The organism is Vibrio sp. SNU_ST1 (assembly GCF_030563405.1).
Lineage (GTDB): Bacteria > Pseudomonadota > Gammaproteobacteria > Enterobacterales > Vibrionaceae > Vibrio.
This window is the reverse complement of sequence record NZ_CP130748.1, coordinates 915,188-926,722: the sequence shown is the minus strand read 5'-3', so window position 1 is coordinate 926,722 and position 11,535 is coordinate 915,188. Positions and strand designations below refer to the sequence as shown.

Here is an 11,535-nt window from a genome sequence, read left to right as displayed (position 1 = left end):
AAATATATCGGATAAACGACGTAAAGCTATAGAGATGAAAACAAAAAATGTGTTGCAGCGACAATATTCGCAGCAATTTCACACAATTTGACTAACAATATTTTCAATCGATTAAAAAAGCCCCACTAATAGAGTGAGGCTTGTTTATCAAAGCAGTGAAGCTTAGAAGTAATCGCGAATCAGAACTTCAGCGATTTGAACTGCGTTTGTTGCTGCGCCTTTACGAACGTTATCAGCAACCACCCACATGTTCACACCGCTGTGATGGCTGATGTCGTTACGAATACGACCAACCATTACGTGGTCTTTACCACCTGCATCACGAACCTGAGTTGGGAAATCTAAAGCTTGGAAAACTTCAACACCTTCCGTGTTCTCTAAAAGCTGAACAACTTGCTCAGCACCGATTGGCGCGCGAGTTTCAATGTGTAGAGATTCAGCGTGACCATAGAACACAGGAACACGAACACAAGTCGGATTAACCGTGATTGATGAATCAGCAAAGATCTTCTGAGTTTCCCAAACCATCTTCATCTCTTCACGGGTGTAGCCGTTCTCTGTAAATTCATCGATTTGAGGAATACAGTTGAACGCGATCTGCTGTGAGAACGCTGACTTGTCAGCTGGCATACCGTTAAGAAGCTTAGCCGTCTGACCTGCTAGCTCATCGATACCTGGCTTACCTGCACCAGACACAGATTGGTAAGTTGAAACGTTAATACGCTCAAGGCCCACTTCATCGTGAATTGGTTTTAGTGCCACTACCATTTGGATAGTCGAGCAGTTAGGGTTCGCGATGATGTTACGGTTACGGAACTCAGCAATTGCTTCAGGGTTCACTTCAGGCACAACCAGAGGAACATCGTATTCATAACGGAAACGTGATGTGTTATCGATAACAACCACACCTTCGTCAGCGGCGATTGGAGCCCAACGCTCTGAAAGATCGCTACCTGCAGAGAAAAACGCAATATGTACTTGAGACCAATCGAAGTCTTCTACGTTTTGTACTTGTATTGTTTTGCCGTTAAAACGGGAAGTTTTGCCTTCACTACGTTCACTTGCTAGTAAGTGCATTTCACCGACAGGGAATTTACGCTCTTTAAGTACTTCAAGAATGGTTTCACCAACCGCACCAGTCGCACCTAAAATAGCAATATTAAATTCTTGGCTCATTGTTTCTCTCTTTTATAAAGTTGGCTTTACCATAAAACCGAGTTTAGATAACGGCGTTAAATTACAAGATTCGTCGCCCGTTAACTCGACTGCACTGTACTCTCTGCGGTCCCAATATTCTTTACGCATCTTGTCAAAAGAACCCGGCGTAGAGATATTGCGACGGAATAAGGCGTCGTCTTTGCGCACATCATAGATCAACTGAGTCAAATTGTGCAGTGTTGCTTCATCCCAAGCTCTATCTAATTTCATTTGAGGCACTGGCGCTGTCGACAGAAGGTCGCTTGCATAAGCACGTTGTTCCGTACCTAAAAACTCACAATAACTGTTGAAGATCATCGTGGTACCACGTGCTTTACCCTCTAAACCGTAGCCCGCTACGTGAGGCGTTGCGAAAGCAAGCAGCGGAAGTAATTCCATGTCAACTTCAGGTTCAAACTCAAACACATCCAGAACCGCAGTAAAACCGTCAACTTTTTGCAAGCGAGCTTTTAGCGCTTGGTTATCAACCACAGGACCACGAGCCGCATTAATCAGAATTTGGTCAGCACGTAAATTGTTCAGTACTTGCTCATTGATCAAATGATGCGTTGGGAACTCACCTGTCTTAGTGATTGGCGTATGCAGAGTGATGACGTCTGACTGCTCAAGCAGAGTATCTAGCTCAGTAAATTCGCGAGTATCACCCTCTTGCTGTTTTAGAGGATCGTTCAGCAAAACTTTGATACCGATGCCCTCTAGGCACTTCGCTAAGTAGCTGCCAACTTGGCCACAGCCGATAATACCAACCGTTTTATCAAAAACAGAGAAGCCTTGCTGCTGTGCAAGAACCATCATCGCACTGAACGCGTACTCAGCCACACCCACCTTGTTACAGCCTGGGGCTGCAGTAAAGAAAATGCCACGCTCTTTCATCAATTCTTGGTCAACGTGATCCATACCAGCCGTCGCAGTACCGACAAACTTCAGCTTATTGGCTTTGCTGATTAATGACTCGTTTACTTTGGTAACAGAGCGAATCATCAATGCGTCTACGTCAACTAGGTCGTCAGCTGTTAATGTGCGACCAGACTTCATTGTCACTTCCCCTAGCTGGCTAAAAAGCGCTTCAGCGTAAGGCATATTTTCGTCGATTAAGATTTTCATTTGGCGAGTACTTTTGTTGGGGTCTATCGACCTAAATGTGAATTGAAATGATTGTGCAAAATTCCACACACGGTGTCGAGTAGCAATTGGAATACATTATAAATAAAGGGTTGAATCGCCAAGTCTGCACAAGCAAAAGCAGTAATAAGAACGACTACCTGAAATGAGAAAACTAAAGTCAGAAGACTAAAACGAAAAATGCCCGATTGAATAAACAATCGGGCAAACATCCAGAACAAAAGGATCCTATCTCGCTCTCCAGGAGACAGAGTCTTGCGTCTGTTCAACCAGTACTAACCAAAGCCAGTACTGATCAAGCTCTGGAAACCTTTCAATTTCTAAACTCAAATTTAAAAAACGATTTTCTAAAGCGAAGCTTACAAAGCTAGGGTTTAAAAACACGTTTGAAAATCTATGTTTAAAAAGCTTTGTTCTGTTGGTCAGGGTTAATGAGCGACCTGTGCGTGTTGAATCAGCACTCACATCACCCACTAACGATTAACCTTTTATTAATTTAACCTTAGCTTCAATTAGCCTTGGTATTTTTTGATTACTAGCGTTGCGTTCGTACCGCCGAAACCAAAGCTGTTAGACATAACCGTTGTTAGCTCTTGTTCACGAGCTTCGGTTACGATGTCTAGGCCTTCGCCCGCTTCGTCTAAGTTTGCAACGTTGATGCTTGGTGCGATAAAGCCATTATCAAGCATTAGTGTTGAGTAAATTGCTTCGTGTACACCAGCTGCACCTAGAGCGTGACCTGTCATCGCTTTAGTTGCTGAGATTGCTGGGCTGTTGCCGCCAAAGACTTCTTGGATTGCGCCAAGTTCTTTAACGTCACCAACAGGAGTTGAAGTACCGTGAGTGTTCACGTAGTCAACGCCATCAACGTTTTGCATTGCCATCTTCATACAACGAACCGCGCCTTCACCAGAAGGAGCAACCATGTCGTAGCCATCTGAAGTTGCGCCGTAACCTACGATCTCGCCATAGATTTTCGCACCACGAGCAACAGCGTGCTCAAGCTCTTCGATAACTAACATACCGCCGCCACCAGAGATAACGAAACCGTCACGGTCAGCATCGTAAGTACGAGAAGCCAATTCTGGCGTGTCGTTGTACTTAGTAGAAAGTGCGCCCATTGCGTCGAACATCATAGTCAGAGACCAATCCAGTTCTTCACCGCCACCAGCGAATACTACGTCTTGCTTACCAAGTTGGATAAGCTCCATTGCGTGACCGATACAGTGCGCAGATGTTGCACATGCAGAACTCATAGAGTAGTTCACACCACGGATTTTGAAAGGTGTTGCTAGACAAGCAGAAACCGTAGAAGCCATTGTACGTGGAACCATGTATGGGCCAACGCGCTTCACGCCTTTTTCACGGATGATGTCTACTGCGTTTACTTGGTTTAGAGATGAAGCACCACCAGAACCCGCTACGATACCCGTGCGGTCATTAGATACTTGATCTTCAGTTAAACCAGAGTCAGCAATTGCTTGCTCCATTGAAAGATAAGCGAATGCCGCTGCATCACCCATAAAGCGCATTTTTTTGCGATCGATATGGTCAGCAGGGTTCATTTTTAGGTTACCCCATACTTGAGAGCGCAAGCCATTTTCCTTGAACTGCTCTGAAGCGGTAATACCTGATTTACCCTCTTTCAGTGATGCTAAAACTTCTTCGACGTTGTTACCGATACTTGAAACAATACCCATACCGGTGATTACGACTCGTTTCATGTGACATTCCTATAATTCTAAATTCAGCTAGATGATAACTAAGAAGCCTAACAAAAGTGGTCAGCTTTCCTAGAAATTCGTACAATCCCTACCAACATATCGCTTCAAATCACAAAATGATAGATTTTATGACTTCAATTACTAATGCAGAACTGGAATGGAATGAGTCTGGCACGCCAGTTTCAGACCAATTTGACGACGTTTACTTCTCTAATGTTAACGGTTTAGAAGAAACTCGCTACGTCTTTTTAAAACAAAACCACCTTCCAGAGCGTTGGGTTGAACATCAACAGCGCCGTTTTGTGATTGCTGAAACCGGTTTTGGTACAGGTTTAAACTTTCTCGCAGTCTGGCAATGGTTCGATGCTTTTCTTAAAGATAACCCACATGCTATGACCAAAGAGTTACATTTCATCAGTTTTGAAAAATATCCTCTCAATAAAGATGACCTCATCAAAGCCCACCAATCGTGGCCAGAATTAGCGGAGTATGCGACACAACTTCAAGAACACTATCCGATTGCCCTACCTGAATGTCACCGCATTGTGCTGGGTGATGGTGCGATCACGCTTGATTTGTGGTTTGGTGATATTAAGGATTGTATGCCAAACGTGCCTACTCCGCAGGAAGGTTTGGTTGACGCTTGGTTCTTAGACGGTTTTGCGCCAAGTAAAAACCCTGAAATGTGGAATCAAAACCTATTCAACGGCATGGCCAAACTGGCAAAACAAGATTGCAGCTGTGCAACGTTTACCGCCGCTGGTTTTGTTCGCCGTGGTTTAATCGAAGCTGGCTTTGCGATGAAAAAAGTTAAAGGCTTTGGTACCAAACGGGAAATGATTGCAGGCCGACTTGGCGAAAAGCGCGCTCACACCAACATCAAACCTTGGTATGGCCTTTCAGAGCACAGTGAATCACAAGACATTGCGATCATTGGTGGTGGTGTCGCCAGTGCTGCATTAGCCAAAACGCTAAGTCGTCGTGGTAAAAACATCACCCTTTATTGTGAACACCAACAAGCCGCGGGAAATGCCTCTGGCAACAATCAAGGTGCCATTTATCCGCTACTCAGCGAAGCAACATCTAATGTTTCAAGAATATTTGGACCTAGCTTATTGTTTGCCCGCCAATTTATTAATCAAGCAGCACAATCAATAAACTTCGATCACCACTGGTGTGGCGTGAACATTTTGATGTGGGATGAAGGCTCCACTAAAAAGCTCAACCGTATGTTAGAAGGCAACTTCCACACCGATTTGATTCAGCGTTTATCGCCAGAGCAAGCCAACGAAAAGATTGGCTTACCCGTCGATAAAGAGAGTGTTTACTTCCCACTGGGTGGGTGGCTAAGCCCGCTTCAGCTAACTCAAGGCTTGATTGGCAAGTTAGTAGAGACCAACAAAGTGAGCGCACACTACCAACATCAAATAACACAACTTGAATGGTTAGACGCAGAGCAACAATGGCTGCTGACCATTGATACACCTCAAGGCGAAATTCAAGCCAAACACGACCAAGTGGTTGTTGCTAACGGGCACAAGTTCACCCAATTTGAACAAACTCGCCCCGTACCTCTGACGCCAGTAAAAGGCCAAGTGAGCCATATTCCTACCACGGAAAATCTCAGCCAACTAAAAACCGTGTTGTGCTTTGATGGCTATCTTACGCCGCAGAATCCAAACAATGGTCATCACTGTATTGGTGCGAACTACGACAAAACCAATATCGACCAGGAATTTGATATTGAGGTTCAACAGCACAATGGCGAGCGCCTACATGGGTCTCTACCAGACCAAGTATGGACAAAAGATGTCGACACCAGTGACAACTTAGCGCGCCAAGGTATCCGAAGCGTAAGCCGTGACCACCTCCCGTTTGTCGGAAACGTTGGCGATTTTGAATCAATCAAAGAACAGTACCAAGACCTGCACAACTTCAACCCGCAACGTCACTCTATTGATGATGTTCAAACGGTAACAAGCTTCCCTAACCTATACTGCTTTATCGGGCTAGGCTCACGCGGCTTGAGCTCTGCGCCATTATTAGCTGAAGTGTTAGCATCACAAATTTGTGGCGATCCGCTTCCCTTACCTGTCGATGTGCTTGAGGCGATTCACCCAAGCAGAATGTGGGTGCGCAGACTGCGTAAAGGCAAAGCATTAACGGCTGGATGGGTTGCAGACAAGCACTCTAAATCAAATTCATAGTTTCTAGTTCAGCTATTCTGAACATCTGAAGTTTCTGAATATCAGAAATATCTAAAAACTAAAGGCTAAAAGCTAGAAAGCCCGAGCGACATTATGTCACTCGGGCTTTTTGTTGTTCGTGTTGATCTAAACTGATGTTCTAAACGGAGCAGTATTTACAGCTTAGCAACCGCGTCTTTAATCTGTTGGGCGATCTCTTCGTTGCTGATAGCACCAGACTCAAAATCAAAGTTATCGTAGAAGCTAGGCACTGAAAGCGATGCTTTAACGTTACCACCAAAGTACGGAGCCGAACCAGTTGCTGCGCCAAGTACTGTTTGTGCGCCACCAGGGCCTGGTGATGTCGCTAAGTAAACCGCAGGTTTCTCGCCAAATACTGCACGCTCAATGCGTGTCGTCCAGTCAAATAGGTTTTTGTACGCCGCTGGGTAGTGGCCGTTGTGCTCAGCGAAAGAGATAACAAATGCGTCAGCTTCTGCTAGGTCACGTAGGAATGCTTGAGCACCTTCCGCTTGACCAATCTCTTTTTCAGTGTCTTCACTGAACATAGGAACGTTGTAATCGTTGATGTTTAGAACTTTGACTTCAGCACCTTCAATCAAGTTAGCTGCGTAAGTTGCTAGAGTTTTGTTGATAGAGGTAGAGCTGGTGCTTGCGCCGAATGCGATAACTTTCATGATGTGACCTTTTCTGTGATTCCGTTAAGTGGGATTAGAATAACGTAGTCAGAAAATGGAACCATCACAAGGATTGAACGGACTCATTCAAAAAATTCGAATGAGTCTCAAATTATTGGTTCGCTCAAAAATGAGGAGGGAGAATTGTGAGCGAATAGCGCTAGACGAATAATGCTAAACGACTAAAATTAAGCTTGGTTTTGCAGCTCAACCCAAAGGTCATTAACGATCGTACGATCGGCTGGCGTCAATTCAGAACGTGCGTCTTCTAGGCTCTTCTCAATACGCAATTTAACTTCTGCTACGTCTTCAATACCGTCTTCTTCACATGAAGCTACTGAAAGAGAAATATGACCACGTAAGTAACCACCAGCAAACAGTTCATCATCTGATGCGTTTTCAATGCGAGCATCAATTAATTCAAGTAGTTTTTCTTCAAATTCGATAATCATAATATTCTCTTATTTCACAATAAATTGGCTAGTACATAAAGGTTCTACATCGTAGAAGCTGCGTAATGCTTCAGAGAGCATTTTCACGCGAGGCGGCAGACCAGCTTCAAAGATACCCATAACTTCGCTGTGTACTTTATTCATAAAGGCCAAACGATCTGGCTCAAAATCGCCGTGTAGATTGTCACAGCTGACATTAAAAGGAAAGCCTGCGCTGGTCGCAATGATCCATTCATACGCTTGTGGGCGAATTTCCACTTTTTCAAACTCAGCTTGAACCGACTCAGTTCGGCCATCAGGCTCATACCAGTAACCAAAATCTTCCAATAAGCGACGCTCAGGACCAGCCACACACCAGTGCGCTATCTCATGAAGTGCTGAAGCATAAAAGCCACGAGCAAAAACGATACGGTGATGAGGAATCTCCTCATCGGCAGGCAGGTAAATGGGCTCGTCCGCTCCCAGTTCTAGCTTAGTATTGAAGCTCTCGAAAAAGGTTTGATTGAAAATGTCGATGATGTCTGGGTATTGGTGTGTCATAAAATCAAATTTAAGTAAAAAGAACTGGGGCATTTTGCGTTTTTTTAAGCGCTCGGTAAAGCCCTATCACTGGCAATGATATTAGGTTCATCATAATACTTTACGATGACAATCGATTGCTGATCCCAGATTACACCACTTTGAGGTGAATGATTAGTTTAGCTAATCTGAAATGCCTATTCACGGTACAAATATTCATTCGTCAATCAGCGTTTTTACTACTACACTCGCGCTTCATTTTTATATCCCTATGGCCTATAAGACTCCAATTTATAGACCTAAATTATAGAGCTACAGCAATGCTACTAAGTGTTTTGTATATCATTGGCATCACGGCAGAAGCCATGACCGGTGCTCTCAGTGCTGGCAAACAAAAAATGGATTGGTTTGGTGTAATGCTGGTTGCAAGTGCAACGGCAATTGGCGGCGGTACAGTAAGAGACATTTTACTCGGTCATTACCCATTAGGCTGGGTTGAAAACCCCCAGTATCTGGCGATCACTTGTATTGCTGGTGTTATCACAACGGGATTAGCCAAATGGGTAATCAAACTAAAAGGCTTGTTCATTCGTTTGGATGCGTTGGGGCTTATCGTATTCAGTATCATTGGTACTAAAGTAGCGATGACCATGGGTCTGCATCCAATGATTTGTATGGTGTCTGCATTAGTGACTGGCGTGTTTGGTGGTTTGCTACGTGACCTTATCTGTCGTCAAACGCCACTAGTCTTGCATGAAGAGTTGTACGCATCTGTCGCCCTTGTCGCTTCAGGCTTGTACTTAGGTCTTCTTGAACTAGGCATCAACGATGTGACCGCGACGATCGTGACATTGGTTGTAGGCTATTTACTGCGCATGGCAGCAGTGAGATTCAAATGGCGCTTGCCTTCGTTCCAGCTTGATCCGGAAAGCTCTGTGCATTAGATAATATATTCTCGATGACGCAGAATATAAAAAGGGTTGCTTCATTACGAAGCAACCCTTTTGGTGTCTCTCAAATCAGTTTCAAATCTGTTCTGAATAAAACGAAGCAGAACTAGATTTTTGGTGTTTCTGTTGTCACACCAAAGTTTTGGCCACGGTGACGTAGTAAGTGATCAAGCAACACGATAGCCAGCATCGCTTCAGCAATAGGCACTGCACGGATACCAACACATGGATCGTGACGACCTTTAGTGATTAACTGCGTTGCTTCACCGTCTTTGGTGATCGTGTCACCAGGAACGGTAATGCTTGATGTCGGCTTAAGTGCAATACTTGCCACAATATCTTGGCCAGTAGAAATACCGCCTAAGATACCACCAGCATGATTACTGCTGAAGCCTTCTGGAGTTAATGGATCACGGTGTTCACTACCGCGCTGATTAACCACATCAAAACCATCACCAATCTCAACACCTTTCACCGCATTGATACTCATAAGAGCGTGTGCGATGTCGGCATCTAGACGATCAAAGATTGGTTCACCAAGGCCTACAGGCACTTTAGTCGCAACCACTTGAATCTTCGCACCGATCGAGTTGCCTTCTTTTAGCAAATCACGAATCAGTTGGTCAAATTCTGGTACTTTGTCGGCATCAGGACAGAAGAAAGCGTTGTTTTCGATCTCGCTCCAATCCACTTTATCAATTGAGATATCACCCATTTGAGAAAGATAAGCTTGGATTTCAACACCAAATTCTTGCTTAAGGTATTTCTTCGCAATCGCACCTGCCGCAACACGCATTGCAGTTTCACGAGCAGAAGAGCGACCGCCACCTCGGTAATCACGCACACCGTACTTTTGATGGTAGGTATAATCAGCGTGGCCAGGGCGGAACTTGTCTTTAATTTCGGAATAGTCTTTAGAGCGTTGGTCTGTGTTTTCAATCAATAGACCAATAGAAGTACCCGTAGTTTGGCCTTCAAATACACCTGATAAGATTTTCACTTCATCCGCTTCACGGCGAGCCGTTGTATAACGAGAAGTACCTGGGCGACGACGATCCAAATCTCTTTGAAGGTCTGCTTCGGTAATTTCTAATCCTGGTGGGCACCCATCTACGATACATCCTAGTGCGATACCGTGACTTTCTCCGAACGTAGTCACGCGGAAATGTTGTCCGATACTGTTTCCTGCCATTACTTCCTCTAAATCAGCCATTGAGCAGAAGGTTTGATTCCTAAACCTACGGGCTAACAGCTTTACTTGTCTATTCTTCGTGAATTCATATTGGCTTTATTACCAAATGATGTAAACCCCAAAAAACCAACAATTTTAACTTTCTATTACATCAGCCTAATGAAATGAATAACGAGGGAAAATGAGTGGCGATTGAAGACGATTGTTTTTATGATGGTAAGAAAGCAAAAAACCCGACAATTCAGAGAATTATCGGGTTTCTTTAAATAGTGGTACGCCCTGAAGGATTCGAACCTTCGACCACCTCCTTAGAAGGGAGGTGCTCTATCCAGCTGAGCTAAGGGCGCGCTACAGGGAAGGATTATACGAATTCGAATCAGTAAAGCAACGGCTTTATGTAACATTCTGATCCAAGTGAGTAAAAAAAGTGCAATAGGATTATAAGTGTTGGAAAATAGAACAAAGCAAACGTTTGCTTGATGGTAATCAAAAAGATTTTCTGGAATAATGCGCCAAAAACATCAGCCACTAACTTGAATATCAATACTAAGGAAATTCATGACTGCTCAAAATATTGATGGAAAGCTAATTTCTCAAACGGTTCGCTCTGAAGTTGCGGCTCGTGTAAAAGCTCGCACTCAAGCTGGATTACGCGCTCCGGGCCTAGCGGTTGTTTTAGTGGGTGAAGACCCTGCTTCTCAGGTTTACGTGGGAAGTAAGCGTAAAGCATGTGAAGAAGTTGGCTTCGTATCTAAATCTTACGACTTGCCAGCCACTGCGACAGAAGACGAATTATTAACACTGGTAGACCAACTGAACGAAGACCCAGAGATTGACGGTATTCTTGTTCAACTTCCTCTACCAGCTGGTATTGATAGCACTCAAGTTCTTGAGCGCATCACGCCGGAAAAAGACGTTGATGGCTTCCACCCATACAACGTAGGTCGTTTGGCTCAGCGTATGCCTAAGCTTCGCTCTTGTACGCCTAAAGGCATCATTACGTTGCTTGACCGCTACAACATCGACTTACGTGGTAAGCACGCGGTTGTAGTTGGCGCATCAAATATCGTAGGTCGCCCAATGACGTTAGAGCTTCTTCTAGCCGGTTGTACGACAACAACCTGCCACCGCTTCACCAAAGACCTTGAAGGTCACGTACGCCAAGCAGACGTTGTTGTAGTTGCCGTTGGTAAGCCGAACTTCATTCCTGGCGCTTGGATTAAGAAAGGTGCTGTTGTGGTCGATGTAGGTATCAACCGTTTGGAATCTGGCAAACTAGTGGGTGACGTTGAATACGACGTAGCGAAAGAAAGCGCAAGCTTCATCACTCCAGTACCGGGTGGTGTAGGTCCAATGACAGTAGCGAGCCTGATTGAGAACACAATGATTGCTTGTGAGCAGTTTCACTCGAAGTAATCTATGTACAACAGTATAAATAGAATTAGAAAGCCGCAACGTGATGAACGTTGCGGCT

The 11,535-nt window shown here is 44.4% G+C and carries 10 protein-coding genes and 1 tRNA gene; 3 read left to right on the top strand and 8 right to left on the bottom strand.

Features of this window, described 5'->3' with window-relative positions:
- Positions 1-162: 162 nt before the first annotated feature.
- The 3 genes from Q5H80_RS04210 to fabB form a co-directional block, all read right to left on the bottom strand.
- Complete coding sequence (locus Q5H80_RS04210; RefSeq protein ID WP_304568938.1) at positions 163-1,176, bottom strand: aspartate-semialdehyde dehydrogenase; 1,014 nt, start codon at positions 1,174-1,176, stop codon at positions 163-165.
- A gap of 12 nt (positions 1,177-1,188) precedes the next feature.
- The gene (locus tag Q5H80_RS04205; protein WP_304568937.1) at positions 1,189-2,322 is read right to left on the bottom strand and encodes a 4-phosphoerythronate dehydrogenase; all 1,134 of its coding nucleotides are present in this window, start codon (positions 2,320-2,322) and stop codon (positions 1,189-1,191) included.
- A 530-nt stretch (positions 2,323-2,852) separates the two neighbouring features.
- Positions 2,853-4,064 (bottom strand): beta-ketoacyl-ACP synthase I, encoded by a 1,212-nt coding sequence (fabB, locus tag Q5H80_RS04200; protein WP_009848735.1) that lies wholly within the window; start codon positions 4,062-4,064, stop codon positions 2,853-2,855.
- 128 nt (positions 4,065-4,192) lie between these two features.
- On the opposite strand from fabB, the gene mnmC reads away from it, so the two are divergent.
- Positions 4,193-6,271, top strand: coding sequence for a bifunctional tRNA (5-methylaminomethyl-2-thiouridine)(34)-methyltransferase MnmD/FAD-dependent 5-carboxymethylaminomethyl-2-thiouridine(34) oxidoreductase MnmC (gene mnmC / locus Q5H80_RS04195; RefSeq protein WP_304568936.1), 2,079 nt, complete (start codon positions 4,193-4,195; stop codon positions 6,269-6,271).
- 155 nt (positions 6,272-6,426) lie between these two features.
- On the opposite strand, the gene Q5H80_RS04190 is transcribed toward mnmC, so the two are convergent.
- The 3 genes from Q5H80_RS04190 to Q5H80_RS04180 form a co-directional block, all read right to left on the bottom strand.
- The gene (locus Q5H80_RS04190) at positions 6,427-6,948 is read right to left on the bottom strand and encodes an NADPH-dependent FMN reductase (RefSeq protein ID WP_304568935.1); all 522 of its coding nucleotides are present in this window, start codon (positions 6,946-6,948) and stop codon (positions 6,427-6,429) included.
- Positions 6,949-7,136: 188 nt separating this feature from the next.
- The gene (locus Q5H80_RS04185; RefSeq protein ID WP_009848738.1) at positions 7,137-7,400 is read right to left on the bottom strand and encodes a YfcL family protein; all 264 of its coding nucleotides are present in this window, start codon (positions 7,398-7,400) and stop codon (positions 7,137-7,139) included.
- Positions 7,401-7,409: 9 nt separating this feature from the next.
- The gene (locus Q5H80_RS04180; protein ID WP_029225616.1) at positions 7,410-7,940 is read right to left on the bottom strand and encodes an elongation factor P hydroxylase; all 531 of its coding nucleotides are present in this window, start codon (positions 7,938-7,940) and stop codon (positions 7,410-7,412) included.
- A gap of 299 nt (positions 7,941-8,239) precedes the next feature.
- Here Q5H80_RS04180 and Q5H80_RS04175 point away from each other — a divergent pair, with 299 nt between their 5' ends.
- Positions 8,240-8,863, top strand: a complete 624-nt coding sequence (locus tag Q5H80_RS04175; protein ID WP_004734183.1) for a trimeric intracellular cation channel family protein — start codon at positions 8,240-8,242, stop codon at positions 8,861-8,863.
- Between the two features lie 112 nt (positions 8,864-8,975).
- Here Q5H80_RS04175 and aroC read toward each other — a convergent pair whose 3' ends face one another.
- Together aroC and Q5H80_RS04165 are read right to left on the bottom strand one after the other, a co-directional pair.
- Positions 8,976-10,061: a chorismate synthase gene (gene aroC, locus Q5H80_RS04170; RefSeq protein ID WP_060982239.1), complete on the bottom strand. Its 1,086-nt coding sequence runs from the start codon at positions 10,059-10,061 to the stop codon at positions 8,976-8,978.
- A 270-nt stretch (positions 10,062-10,331) separates the two neighbouring features.
- Positions 10,332-10,408, bottom strand: a tRNA-Arg gene (locus tag Q5H80_RS04165).
- 211 nt (positions 10,409-10,619) lie between these two features.
- On the opposite strand from Q5H80_RS04165, the gene folD reads away from it, so the two are divergent.
- Positions 10,620-11,477 (top strand): bifunctional methylenetetrahydrofolate dehydrogenase/methenyltetrahydrofolate cyclohydrolase FolD, encoded by an 858-nt coding sequence (gene folD / locus Q5H80_RS04160; protein WP_012603477.1) that lies wholly within the window; start codon positions 10,620-10,622, stop codon positions 11,475-11,477.
- The last annotated feature ends 58 nt before the right edge of the window (positions 11,478-11,535 follow it).